Below are 12141 nucleotides of genomic sequence, written 5' to 3' on the forward strand. Positions count from 1 at the left end.
AATGTACATAAACCACAGGTGTAATTCTCGTGACTATGGTTAATAATATTCAAAATATTCCGTTATATACAACCAGCTACAGAGGACAAAGCTAATGAGATGGAAGCAATGAGTTGGGATTAGAGGGGAATTAGAAAAATTTTCAGATACAGTCCCTCAATCTGCATTTGGTGGTTGTACCACATAAATATATAACTTGTAACTCTTGATCCTTTTCCATTACTTCTGAACACAGAGAATAGTACTTTAAATACAACTAGCCAGGCACTATCCGCAGAACTAGATTTTATTCTAGGGTTACTATCGTTTGAAACCTTCTAATTCACGATTGATCTTTTCGTATAACTCCAGCAACCAAGGTGAACCTTCTTTATAAGTAAATGGAGGCTTTTTAACTCTCATATCATTAGGACTCAAAATTACTTTTATATTCTTAATATGAACATCATGTGCTAGCACAAATAACTCTTCAATTGCTTCATCTCCAATAGCTAAACATCCAATCGAAAGTGCCTTTCCATGAATAAAGATATCTCCTCCTAGTTTATTTCGTCCATCCAATTCAGCTTTTTTGCGATCGTAAATATTCGGATAACTTACTTTCATAGAAAGATAATAAGTACTATTAGGGTTAAGCCACGTTATTTGATAAATCCCTTCAGGAACTTGTTTGTCACCTTCTCGGAGTTTAGGTCCAGTGTCTCCACTAGCAGCTAAGATTGGATAAGCGTGAATAAAGTGCCATTTATTTTCTTGGAGAGCCCATACTTCTAATATTTTTTCTTCTTTAAATCCTAGAAGTGCAATTTTAATTTTGTTAGATGGATACTCAACTCCTGCTTGTTTAAAATAATCTTCTAACTTCTCCCTATTTTCTGTACCTATCTCTGTGATTACATCTGAAACGGTTTGAGTACCAACTATTTTTAAATAATATGGCATCCATAATGATCTCCCGTATATGTATAAACTCAAAATACTCAAAAAAATAAATATAGTTCCTAACATAATGAATATTAGCATTTTCTTTGATACCATTGGTTGCTTCTCCTTTTCTAAAAACATAATTTACATATAAATACTTAGTAATAATCATAATATAGTCATTATTTAATAAAGAAATAAAAACATTTATGAAGGAACATATGGTAAACCGCATAAAGACTAGCTATATCTTTAACGGGGGTAAAAATGTTGGTTGCTGATGGAAAACGAACCGATACAAAATAGATATCGATTCATTTCTGTGATATCTATTTTTGAATATACTATGAACTAATAACTAGAATTTCAATACGGCTACCGAAAATGAATGCAATACTATTATCACCAGCCTTGTAAATAAGCTCATTTCCATCTTCATATTGCCCTACTTGATCAGGTTTACCTAATGCTTTTTGTACCTCTTGTTCGGTGATATCTTGAAGTTTTTCATCTGAACTGTAGAGTTCGACTACCTTGTCATTTTTTAATACGAAATATGCTTTTCGGTTCTCATAATACATTTGATTGACATCTTCTTCATCTTCAGTTCCCCATTGTTTGTTGATTTCATCACGGGAGGAACCAAGACTAAATCCGTCACTATTAATAGTTTTACCTTCAATAGCTAGTTGTTTTACTTGCTGAATAAGTTGTTGCTTATTTAATTCAGAATATGATTCTTCTGTACCTGATGGAGGAGAAGTAGGTTGAGATGATTTAGATGAATTCTGGTTTGAATTTTCACTCTGAATTACTTGTGGAGCTGTATTATTCCTATTTTTATCCTGCGTTTCTAAGGTGTTTGTTTTTACTGGTACATTTATCGTACATCCTGTCAAACCCACTATCGTTATCACTAGAATCATAACAATCATATTTATCTTCATCGGTCAATCTCCTTAGCTATTGTTTTGTTTTTTTAGTATAAAGAACAAAACAATAGCTAAAAAGGGTAAAAAGAAAAAAATTATTTCCTCTTTTTCTACTTGTGACACTATAACAGGCCCAGTAACAGATGAAGTAGAGAGCCGAACGCCAAGTTGATCTCAATAAATTTATCCATAAGATCTTAAAACAATATAAAAGGAATACCAAGAAGATTTAAAATGAGACTATCTCTTTGATTCACAAAGATCGAATCAAGTTACAACTCGAGTGGAGTCCAATTAGGGGTAGAACCAGCAAATGGCTACTGAGGGGCAGCGAAACCATATAATGGAAAAAGAGCCGATTTTTATTTTTAATCGGCTCTTTTCTTCATACGTTAGTAAATTCCTTAGCTTTAATTAAAGCTTCACGATATACGATTTCTGGGAATTTTGTAATCCTCAATAATTCAATAGCATTTCTTGTTTTGGAAGGACCTACTTTGATTAAATAATCAAATATAATCTCGTCATTTATTATCTGTTCTCTAAAATGATAATTGTCATATTTTGTTGATAACTTATCGGTAAGTTCTAGATCATGGGTTGCTGCCATAATTTTTGTCTCATTATAATCACTTAAATAATTTAATACAGATTCAGCTGCAGCAATCCTTTCAATGGTATTGGTGCCTTTAAAAATTTCATCTAAAAATAAGTACGTGAATATATCTTTATTGTTCTCTCTTATATCAAATATCCTCTTTAATGCGTATATTTCACTTAAAAAATAACTTTGTCCTTTCTCAATATCATCAGACATTGCCATAGAGGAATAAACTAATCCTCTTCGTAAAGTGATCTTCTTACTGGTACTAGTATTTAAAGCCTGTGATAGTACGATATTAATTGCTATCGTTTTGATAAATGTAGACTTTCCTGAAGCATTGGACCCAGTAAGAAGAATATTTTTATGAAAGTCAAAATCATTTCCAACTGGTTTATTCAATAAAGGATGGTATGCATCTTGTATGATTAGTGTTGTATTATTTTCGTATTTTGGTAAGCAGTAATATGGTAGTGTTTTTCTCCATAATGCTATTGAATAGCAACAGTCAATATCCCCTACTTTCCTCCATGCTGTCTCGTATATATCTCTATTGTTATTTAAAACATTTAATATGTAACGAAAAATAAAATAATCAATTAAGAATATAGATTTAAGAAACGTGAATAGTTGAAGTACTAGATTACTCCCGTTACCATCGTCCTGTAATAAGAATTGGCTAATAAAAGTCGCCTTTTTTAATTTATTTGTTTGCTTTATACATTCATTATCACTATTTAACTTTGCTACTTTTCTGGATGTTGATATAACATGTAAACAATAAAATAGACTGTTGAACTTTACTTCATTTTTAGAACGATTACGGTAAAAAAGGGCAGTGTTCACAAATGTGCTTACTAAGAATATCGATAAACCAATCGGGAGTGAAAAAAACATGGTTATCATTCCAACAATAGGAAGAACGCCGAGTATAAAATATATTTTATCGACTTTATAATCGAGTTTACCAGAAAAATATTGGGATGAATTTGCATAGGTTAGTTTCCCTAAACTAGATAAAATTAGCGATAATTTGTTCCTATATTCCCTGTTTTGATTCATTTTTTCTATTATTTTTTCATTAAATAAATGCTCCTCATGAGCTTTTTTCAATCTGTAAAACAAGAATTCTTCCCCGACAGAAGTAAATGTATAATTCACTTTTTCGAATATTTTATCCATGTTTAAGTCATTCCAAGTAATATCATCTACACGATAATCATCCTTAGAGCTCTTTTTTGCATTTTCATAAAAATATTTAAACGTTTCATGATAATTTATTGGATGATCTAATTTAGTATTTCTATCCCATAAAGATAAAACTAAGTTTCTTTTTCTATGAGCATTGTACATATTAACTAGAATAGTGACTCCTGAAACAGCGATAATTAAGTAAAGGTAGACCATGTTATACTTCTCCAATGTTTTATTGTTTTCTTGATTCAATAAAGCTTACAAATACCCAACCAAGGATACTGTTTATCGTTTCTTAAACCAATCAACTTTCAATTTTGAAACATCTTTTCAATCAGCTTCTACTCCAATCCAGAGAATCTCCGGAGACGATTATTTGCAGTGATCTCGAAGAGCTTTCCGATCAGTTCATCAACTGTGTTCCGAACCCCTCCGACTCGATCAGGAAAGGGACATGCAGCAGAAGATACTCTCATGATGTATGGATATGATGTTGCAGATGGGAGCAAAGTCCCACGGATTGATGGGGAATCGCTCATCCAGCTTGACAGATCTTTGGATTTTTCCACTCGAACTGACTTGTTTTGCGTTTACTTTCATCTTAATGAATAAAAGCCTTTAAAACAATCTTATTCTTACTTTAAACATAATAAGTTCCTATTTTCATTTTGGAGTTGGAACTTCGGGTATTTTTAGATACTTCTTGTTTGAAAAATCTGATCTGTTTACTCGAAAACATAAATAAGTACCGACTTTCGTACTTCTAGGAACTTTTGAAAGGTTGACATCATGATGAAACAACAATGGCAACAACAGGAACTGATTGAGCAGTTCACGATAATTGGGAGCGAACAAAAACTGATTGATTCCAAATCCAATCATATGAAAATAGGGTTCATTGCTCTTCTTAAGTATTTTCAGCAATGTCAAATCCGTGTGAATCAAAAGAAGGATCGTATCGTTCCATTCCCCTTTTCCTTTAAAGAGACACTAACTATGCACACAGAAAACATGAGAAAAAGAATGCTACCTATTTATTTGAATCAAGCCGGAAAAAGAAATACATGGATCGTGGGATATGCAAGATACTCAAAAAGTATTCTGATCAAGTAGGCAATCGCTTGAAGTGCATTCGAAATTAGCAATAACAGAGGCACCAAAAGAATTTAATCGAGTGATTTCTTCCTTCCCTGTATAACGAAACGAACCGATTAAAAATAGAAATCGGTCCATTTTCCATTTCACACCTTATTATAGTTGTACTACTCACACCTATTTGTTCTGTTACTTGTATTACTGTAAACCATACTTCTCACAGCCTAAAAGAAAGTTCTACAGCAACATTGTTTAAAATAAATGTTGCTATAGAAAATCTCCTTAATGTAAAAATAGAATACCGCTTTAAACCGACATACTTATTAGTGAGGTGAGAAATGAATATTGAAATTCGGAATGGTTATGAAAAAAACCTGAAACAAAAACGGTGGCCTAAAGATACCATAGCAGCGGGTTGTCGTCATACCATTGGGCTTAAATCAAACGGTACAGTGACGGCTGTGGGTGACAATAAATATGGTCAATGTAATGTAAGCGGTTGGCTCGATATTGTGACGGTCGCTGCTGGTAATGTTCATATGGCGAAGAATACGGGTAATGCTCATACAATTGGGCTTAAATCGGACGGTACTGTGGTGGCTGCGGGATGGAATAAGCATGATCAATGCGATGTAAACGACTGGAGCAATATTGTGGCGGTTGCGGCGGGTTGGTGTCGTACCATTGGGCTTAAATCGGATGGTTCGGTGGTAGCTGCGGGCCGAAATAATGAAGGGGAATGCAATGTAAACGGCTGGAATGATATTGTGGCGGTCGCGGCGGGTGACTGGCATACCATCGGTCTTAAATTGGACGGCACGGCGGTTGCTGTGGGTAATAATCGGTATGGTCAATGCAATGTAAGCGGCTGGTGTGATATTGTAGTGGTTGCGGCAGGTTACCTTCATACCATTGGGCTTAAATCGGACGGCACAGTGGAGGCTGTGGGTTTGAATAAGCATGACCAATGCAATGTAAGCGGCTGGTGTGATATTGTGGCGATAGCGGTGGGTAGTAATCATACAATCGGGCTTAAATCGGACGGCACGGCGGTTGCTGTGGGTAATAATCGATTTGGCCAATGCAACGTAAGCGGCTGGCGCGATATTGTGGCGGTTGCGGCGGGTTGCGCTCATACTCTCGGTCTTAAATCGGACGGCACGGTGATTGCTGTGGGTGATAATGAATATGGCCAATGCAACGTAAGCGGCTGGTGCGACATCCAACTGCCCGGCAATTAGTTTCCGGTGAGAATACTATGAGAAATCCAAATGATGGTTAGTGACAGCGACCTAGGAAACTAGGTCGCTTTTTGTATTTTGTAAAACTAAACTCTCCTACTTGTAGCAGGAGAGTCGGATTCGGATCAATGCAACCATATTTCCCTTAAATTTATATTTCTCAACTTAAGAAAATACAGAGCTATATTTCGTTTTTCAAAGGGTGCATATGACATGTATAATGTATATCCATTTTTCCTATGCAAAGTGAAAACTTGATGGAGTGGAATGGGAGTCCAGATTAGTTATAGGAAATTTTGAATTAGATATAATTGAAGCTCAGTCATGTGACTTAATTGTGAATAGGATTCTGGCGATAATGGGAAAATAAGGAGTGTTAAAAACTCATACTTTTATTTGAGGTGAATAATGTCTGATCTATTAGAAACTATTCTAAGAACCATATTATCTGTAAGCTTACTCATGATAAGCATTCATATAATTGGAAAACAAGTCATTTCACATATGACTTATTTACATTATATTGTTCATATCGCTTTAGGTTCAATTGCAGCTAACCTTGCTTTTGAAACAAAGCTTAACTTTTTTAATCTAACCGTTTCTTTTGTCATCTTTGTAGGTATTTCCGTTCTATTGTCTCATCTTGCCTTAAAAAGTCGTACTTTAAAAAAATGGATTATTGGAAAACCTATTACCCTTATCGATAAAGGAAAAATTCTTGAAAAAAATCTATCTAAAATCAATATGAGCTTAGAAGTATTGACTGAAAATCTAAGAAAAAAAGATATTTTTGATATGAATGAGGTAGAATGCGCAGTGCTGGAAATGGATGGTGGACTATCCGTTTTAAAAAAAGCAATATATCTTCCAGTTACTTGCAACGACTTAGCATTGCAAAAAGCTGACATCTCTTTTCCAATAGAATTGATTGTAGATGGAGAAATTATATTCGAAAATTTAACAAGAAAAAATTTGACGATGAATTGGTTAGAAAAAGAGTTGGTTAAGCGAAAATTGGTACACAAAGATGTTAACTACATGATACTTGGTACAAATAATCAACTGTATATTGATCTATATCAAGATCACTTGAAATAGTAACTATACAGGATCTCTGTAATCTGGCTCGATCTAAATAATCTCTTCACACGTTTTGCTAACAGCCTTTTCTCCTAACACTCACAATATCTCCAAAACCTCGTCAAATCCTCTAGCCTAACAATGAAGCCTTCCTTGCTATGCATACCGATAGAAAAACAAAAGACGCTTCAACAACCTATTCCACATTAAATGTATAGTATATATCCATTTCCCCCTGTGGATGAACCACTACTCTTTCAAGTAGCGTTCTAAACGCATGATGCAAATTTTGACCATCATTGTTCAACACAAGGAAATCTAAATCATTTCGTATTTGATAATCGTTATTAGAACAGTATAAATTTTGTTTTTTTCATAACCGGTGAACATCTTACTGTTTTAGAGTCTGTATCCCCGACATGGAGAAATTTCTAAACTTGATTCTTCTTGTTTGATTCTCCTATAAATCCTTCTTCGGAATGGAGATAAAGACACTTGTTCCTTTCCCTACTTTACTTTCAACCCTTATCGAACCCTTGTGTTCTTCCACTAACTTTTTCACAATCGTTAACCCTATTCCACTTCCACCTAGTTTACGACTTCTTGATTTATCTACTCGATAAAATCTTTCGAAAATCTTCGATACTTCAGAGTCCGGGATACCAATTCCTGTATCTCTAATCAGAATTGTTGCATCATTGTCTCCTTCTGTTACTTTCACAATCACAGTACCACCAGAAGAGGTAAATTTAAGAGAGTTCGATAATATATTGATTAGTATTTGCGCGATACGATTTCGATCCGCAAATACGACAACACATTCAGGAATTTGCGTAACTAACTCCACATTTTTTAGTATAAAATTGGTCTCCATTGTTCGAACACTCTGCTGTATAATTTCAACTAGATTCTCCTTCCGTTTATGAAGAGTAAATCCAGGAGATTCTAGGTTAGTTAATTGTTCTAAATCACCCACTAGATGAATCAATCGTTCCAATTCCTCTTGACATGAATGAATTCGTACTGGCGTCGGTTCCCAAATCCCGTCTTCAAATGCTTCCATATGACTTTTCAATGTGGCTAGAGGAGTTCGAAGCTCATGAGCAACATCAGATGTTAGATTCCTTCTTAGTACTTCATGTTTTTGTAATTGCTCCGTTAGATGATTTAATGTCTGACCTAAATGTGCCAGCTCATCAGTTCCCTCTACTTTCACACGAGAATTCCAATTTCCTAATGCCATTTGTTCCGCAATTTTCCTCATCTCAATCATAGGAGCAGTCATACGTTTCGCTATATAAAAACTAATGCAAACAGCAAGCAAAATAGTTCCTACTGCCGTCCAAATAGTGGATTCAATCAGTGCTTGCTCAAAGTGGTAATTGTAATAAGTAATGTGAGGATCAGGTAATGGAAATTTCTTTTGGAAAAGAGAAATATGATAATGCATTTCTATTAAATAAATAATACTAGCTAAGCCCACCATCCCAGACGCTACCGCAATAAACGTCCATGCTAATCGCTTTTTCATCGTTTTTAAGATTTCCCTCCAACAAAGCGATAACCAAAACCATAAACAGCAATCACATAGAAAGGTTTTTTGGGATCTTTTTCTATTTTTTGACGGAGATTTTTTACATGTTGGTCAATGGTACGATCATCTCCTGCATAACTAAAACCAAAAACTTTTTCGATCAATTCTTCCCGAGAAAACGGACGATCTGGGTGACGCGCCAGTACGAGCAATAATTTAAACTCAGCAGGAGTAAGATGGACCACTTCCCCATTTTTTAAAACGATTTGCTTATCCATATCAATTACAAGATCCCCATTTTGAAAACTGACTCTTGAAGTGAGTAAATCATGGCTAGATCGACGTAAAATTGCTTTTACTCTCGCTACTACTTCTTTTGGGCTAAAAGGCTTGACTACATAATCATCTGCTCCGATTGATAACCCTTTGATCCGATCTCTTTCCGAAACTTTTGCAGTCAACATAAGAATCGGAACAGGTGATAGCTCCCGTGTTTTTTGGCAAATCATTTCTCCAGTTACATCTGGTAACATCAAATCAAGGATAATAAAATCCAATGTTTCTTGCTCGATAACTTTTAGGGCCTCTTTACCATTGGCTGCTTCCAAAATAGTAAATCCTTCTTTGGAAAGATAAGAAGTTAAAACTTCACGTATTTTTTCCTCATCATCAACGATTAGTATAGCTCTATTCATTTCTTTCACCCATCTCATCCAAAATAAAAAGAAAAAAGAGCTGAATGCTCGAACATCCAGATCCAGTAAAATATATGCATTGACCACTCCCACGCGTGAACGCGGGGATTCTTGGGTAATCTTCGGTACTCCGAAGAAATTTACCAAGCTCAGACCGCGAGCCCCGCGGCGATTAATCTCCTACCTTCTTGGACGATGTTTTTCGCTGCATTGATGTCCCGATCATGATGTTCCTTACAGTTTGGGCATGTCCATTCTCGCAGATGGAGTTTTTTGACTTCTTTGTTTTTGTATCCACAGGAAGAGCAACGCTGACTGGATGGGAATGACTTTCCAACTCTCACTAGCGTTCTCCCATATTCTTTGGCTTTGTATTCCAGCATAGAAATAAATTCCGACCACGATGCATCTGTGATCGATTTTGCTAGGTTGTGGTTTTGGACCATGTTTTTCACTTGTAAGTTTTCGATACTGATGACTTGGTTTTCGTTCACCAGTTTCGTCGACAGTTTATGTAAAAAGTCATGGCGTGCGTTGGTGATTTTTTCATGAATACGTGCGACTTTAATTCGCGCTTTGTGCCAATTGGAACCATCTTTTTTTCGTCGTGACAAGACTTGCCCAGCTTGTGCTAATTTTTGTTCATAGCGGCGAAAAAAATGACTAGGATTCACTTTGCTCCCGTCATCGAAGATCGCAAAGTCTTTGAGTCCCAAATCGACCCCAATCTCTTCTTTTCGCGCTGGAACAGCTCGTATATAGCTTCCTTCGCAGAGAATCGATACTTTATATTTCCCTGTCGAAGTACAACGAATGGTCGCGGACAAAATACGACCGCTGATTTCTCTTGATTTTACAAACTTCACCCAACCCAGTTTTGGCAGTTTGATTTTATTTCCATTGATTTCAATCGTAGGACGACTGTTTTTCGGGTAGTTGCATTGGCTGGTGTATGCTTGGACTCGATTTTTTCGGCTTTTGAACCGAGGAGCATCATTTTGCTTCTGGAAAAAACGAGAAAAAGCAGCTGCAAAATGTTTTAACGTGTTTTGTAACGAAGTGGAATCCACTTCTTTTAGCCAAATGAGCTCTCGTTTCTGTTCCGTGAGTAGTTTAGAGCAATTTGCGTAGGTCAATCCTTTTCCCGTTCCTTGGTACGCTTCGTTCCATTGACCGAGAAAATGATTAAATATGAATCGGCTGCACCCAATCGATTTGTTTATTAACGTTGTTTGTTCTTTGGTTGGTCGAAGTCGGAATAGAAATGCCTTGTGCATGGGCTCACCTTCTTTGCTGATTTTCGATATACTGCTCGACTACTTCTAATGTAGCTGTCCCGACCGTTGCGACAAAGTAGGAGTTTGTCCATAGCGAAGGAATTCTTGATTTTAGGTGTGGGAACTCCTGCCTTAGCACTCGGGATGTATAGCCTTTGAGATGCTTGACTACTTTATGTATGCCAAATTGAGGATCGCATTGAATGAGTAAGTGAACATGATCAGGCATGATTTTCATGTTAGAAATCGTTGCTTCCAATTCTATCGCTTTTTGGAAAAACAGCTTTTAGACGATCCTCTACAGGTGGAACCAAAACTTTCCGTCGATACTTCGGGCAGAAAACAACATGATATTTGCAGTCATATACGATATTTCGATTACTTTGAACTGTTCTCACTTTCATCACCTATTGCTAATTTCATAACAATTATTAGATACATTCAAGCAATCTAATCTAAAGAGTAAAAAAACGTCAGGCTTGCGAGAGGGGAAAATTACCCTTCCCTCGCCTAACGTGAGCTTTCATCCCCATAGCTGAAGCTAGGGGTTTTCTCGCTCGCAAAGATATAATGTTTTACGCTTTTAATTTGGAAACCCACACATTATCGTAGACCATATCCAAATAACGATCGCCTCTATCTGGTAAAATGGTGACTATGTTAGTTGGAGCTTTCAGTGAAGGAATCAGTTTTTGCACAGCAGCGATCACTGATCCAGAAGAACCTCCAGCGAAAACACCTTCTTTTTGTAATAATACCTTACATCCTTGTACAGAATCATAATCATTCACCCAAATTACATCATCCATTTCTTCTGGCTGAAAGATTTCCGGGACACGACTTGATCCAATTCCAGGTATTTCTCTAGAGGCAGGAGGAGCATTAAAAATAACGGAACCTACAGCATCTACTGCAACTACTTTCAATTTGGGATATTTTTCACGGAGTCTTCTTGCTGTCCCCAATATACTTCCAGTAGTACTTACCGCAGCAATTAAGATATCGATCCTTTCTTCTACTTGTTGAAGAATCTCTCTTCCGATCCCATGATAATGCGCTTTCCAATTATTTTCATTTGCATATTGATTGATCCAATAACTGTTAGGGATTTTTTGGGTTAATTCTTTTACTTTGTTAATTCTTGTTTTCAAATATCCTCCTTGGTCATCTGGATTCTTTACCATAACCACATTTGCTCCTAAAGTCTGCATCATTTTTAAATTGGTTTTGGAGATTTTTGGATCTACTACACATGTAAAAGATAGATCATAAATTCGAGCCATCATTGCTAAGGCAATACCAAGGTTTCCTGAAGAACTTTCAATTAAATGGGTATTTTTCCGGATCAAACCATCTTGTATTCCTTGTTCAATGAAAAATCGAGCAGGTCGATCTTTCATGCTCCCTCCAGGATTCATAAATTCTAACTTTGCCATAACATTTACATGTGTTTGTGGAAATAATTTCTCCAATCGTACAACAGGAGTATTTCCAATACAATCTTTAATGGAGCTTGGAATCGATGAATCTTTTTTTTCTTGTAACTCTATCATGTAAGTAATCCTCCT

11 protein-coding genes and 1 pseudogene are annotated in these 12141 nt (G+C 36.1%); 3 read left to right on the forward strand and 9 right to left on the reverse strand.

Annotated elements, in window-relative coordinates:
• Window positions 1-300: 300 nt before the first annotated feature.
• From A3GQ_RS0104375 to A3GQ_RS26655, 4 genes are all read right to left on the reverse strand, one after another.
• A complete protein-coding gene (locus A3GQ_RS0104375) occupies window positions 301-1038 on the reverse strand; it encodes a L,D-transpeptidase family protein (protein WP_028776020.1) in 738 nt (245 codons plus the stop codon).
• A 230-nt stretch (window positions 1039-1268) separates the two neighbouring features.
• Entirely contained in the window at window positions 1269-1871 is a 603-nt protein-coding gene (locus A3GQ_RS25555) for a DUF4309 domain-containing protein (protein ID WP_028776021.1), read from the reverse strand.
• A gap of 370 nt (window positions 1872-2241) precedes the next feature.
• Complete coding sequence (locus tag A3GQ_RS0104385; RefSeq protein ID WP_037463972.1) at window positions 2242-3864, reverse strand: MutS-related protein; 1623 nt, start codon at window positions 3862-3864, stop codon at window positions 2242-2244.
• 128 nt (window positions 3865-3992) lie between these two features.
• Complete coding sequence (locus A3GQ_RS26655; protein WP_156877541.1) at window positions 3993-4220, reverse strand: hypothetical protein; 228 nt, start codon at window positions 4218-4220, stop codon at window positions 3993-3995.
• 220 nt (window positions 4221-4440) lie between these two features.
• Between A3GQ_RS26655 and A3GQ_RS27960 the strand changes: the two genes are divergently transcribed.
• The 3 genes from A3GQ_RS27960 (at window position 4441) to A3GQ_RS0104405 (ending at window position 7085) form a co-directional block, all read left to right on the forward strand.
• Entirely contained in the window at window positions 4441-4764 is a 324-nt protein-coding gene (locus A3GQ_RS27960; protein ID WP_245596733.1) for a hypothetical protein, read from the forward strand.
• A 320-nt stretch (window positions 4765-5084) separates the two neighbouring features.
• A complete protein-coding gene (locus tag A3GQ_RS0104400; protein ID WP_156877542.1) occupies window positions 5085-5987 on the forward strand; it encodes an RCC1 domain-containing protein in 903 nt (300 codons plus the stop codon).
• A 408-nt stretch (window positions 5988-6395) separates the two neighbouring features.
• Window positions 6396-7085, forward strand: a complete 690-nt coding sequence (locus A3GQ_RS0104405) for a DUF421 domain-containing protein (protein WP_028776026.1) — start codon at window positions 6396-6398, stop codon at window positions 7083-7085.
• A 442-nt stretch (window positions 7086-7527) separates the two neighbouring features.
• Here the strand turns inward: A3GQ_RS0104405 and A3GQ_RS0104410 are convergent, their stop codons facing one another.
• From A3GQ_RS0104410 to sbnA, 5 genes and pseudogenes are all read right to left on the reverse strand, one after another.
• Window positions 7528-8598 carry a sensor histidine kinase gene (locus A3GQ_RS0104410; RefSeq protein WP_245596734.1) on the reverse strand — a complete coding sequence of 357 codons (1071 nt, stop codon included), beginning with the start codon at window positions 8596-8598 and terminating at the stop codon, window positions 7528-7530.
• 5 nt (window positions 8599-8603) lie between these two features.
• Window positions 8604-9296, reverse strand: a complete 693-nt coding sequence (locus A3GQ_RS0104415) for a response regulator transcription factor (RefSeq protein WP_028776028.1) — start codon at window positions 9294-9296, stop codon at window positions 8604-8606.
• 149 nt (window positions 9297-9445) lie between these two features.
• Window positions 9446-10573 carry an IS200/IS605 family element RNA-guided endonuclease TnpB gene (gene tnpB, locus A3GQ_RS0104420; protein WP_028776029.1) on the reverse strand — a complete coding sequence of 376 codons (1128 nt, stop codon included), beginning with the start codon at window positions 10571-10573 and terminating at the stop codon, window positions 9446-9448.
• A gap of 4 nt (window positions 10574-10577) precedes the next feature.
• Window positions 10578-10977: pseudogene (gene tnpA, locus A3GQ_RS26085) on the reverse strand (IS200/IS605 family transposase).
• A 171-nt stretch (window positions 10978-11148) separates the two neighbouring features.
• Window positions 11149-12126 carry a 2,3-diaminopropionate biosynthesis protein SbnA gene (gene sbnA, locus A3GQ_RS0104425; protein ID WP_028776030.1) on the reverse strand — a complete coding sequence of 326 codons (978 nt, stop codon included), beginning with the start codon at window positions 12124-12126 and terminating at the stop codon, window positions 11149-11151.
• Between the last annotated feature and the right edge of the window lie 15 nt (window positions 12127-12141).

It is taken from the genome of Shimazuella kribbensis DSM 45090 (assembly GCF_000428065.1).
Lineage (GTDB): Bacteria > Bacillota > Bacilli > Thermoactinomycetales > Thermoactinomycetaceae > Shimazuella > Shimazuella kribbensis.